Annotated in this window: 1 protein-coding gene; it reads left to right on the top strand. The window is 73.5% G+C overall.

What is annotated here, in order from left to right; translation table 11 throughout:
* Positions 1–242: 242 nt before the first annotated feature.
* Positions 243–734, top strand: a complete 492-nt coding sequence (locus tag G3I65_RS32555) for a SigE family RNA polymerase sigma factor (RefSeq protein ID WP_160699496.1) — start codon at positions 243–245, stop codon at positions 732–734.
* The last annotated feature ends 158 nt before the right edge of the window (positions 735–892 follow it).

Below are 892 nucleotides of genomic sequence, written 5' to 3'. Positions count from 1 at the left end.
GTGACGGGCGCTCGCTCCGCCGGGGCGGCCGCCGCGCCGGGTGCGGTCAGCACGCCCGCGGCCAGGGTCACCGCGACGACCGCGGTGATCGGTTTCCTCATGGGATGGTTCCTCACTGTCGGGGTCCTCAGTTCGTGGAACGGCCCCGGCGCGCCCGCGGGTTGCCCGGATTCCGGTTCCGGAGCAACCCCGGAGACGGCGCACCCCGTTCCACCGGGTGTGGGGGCGACGAGGAGGAATCGGTGAAACGGTCCGAAGAAGCGGGGTACCGCGACTACGTCACGGCGCGGATGGAGGTCCTGCGCCGCACGGCCTACCTGCTGTGCCGCGACTGGCACCTCGCCGACGACCTGGTGTCGATCACCATCGGCAAGCTGTACCGGCACTGGCCGCGGGCCCGGCACGTCGAGCACCTCGACGCCTACGTGCGCCGCATCCTGGTGCGGACGTGGCTGGACGAGAAGGCCAGGGCGTGGCGGCGCGAGGAGCCGGCGGACACGCTGCCGGAGCCGGCGGTGCTGCCCGCCGACGACGTCGTCGAGCGGATCGGCCTGCTGGAACTGCTCGACGCGCTGCCGCCGCGGCGCCGGGCCGCGGTGGTGCTGCGCTACTACTGCGACCTTTCCGTCGAGGAGACCGCCGAGATCCTCGAGTGTTCGACCGGAACCGTGAAGAGCCAGACCGCGCGCGGGCTCGACTCGCTGCGCGCGCTCGTCGCCGCGAGCCAGAGCTGAAGGAGGCACCATGAGCAAGGACCAGTTCGACGCGGCGATCGGCGTCGTCCCACCGTCCACAGTGGACGTCGAGGCGGTGCTGGACCGCGAACGCCGCCGGGCGCGGGTGCGCCGGGTGGCGAACCCGTGGACCGCCGCGGGCGCGGGCGTGGCGGCGG

The organism is Amycolatopsis sp. SID8362 (assembly GCF_010550475.1).
GTDB lineage: Bacteria > Actinomycetota > Actinomycetes > Mycobacteriales > Pseudonocardiaceae > Amycolatopsis > Amycolatopsis eburnea.
Note: the sequence above shows the minus strand (reverse complement) of the source record. Positions and strands in the feature narration are given on the sequence as shown.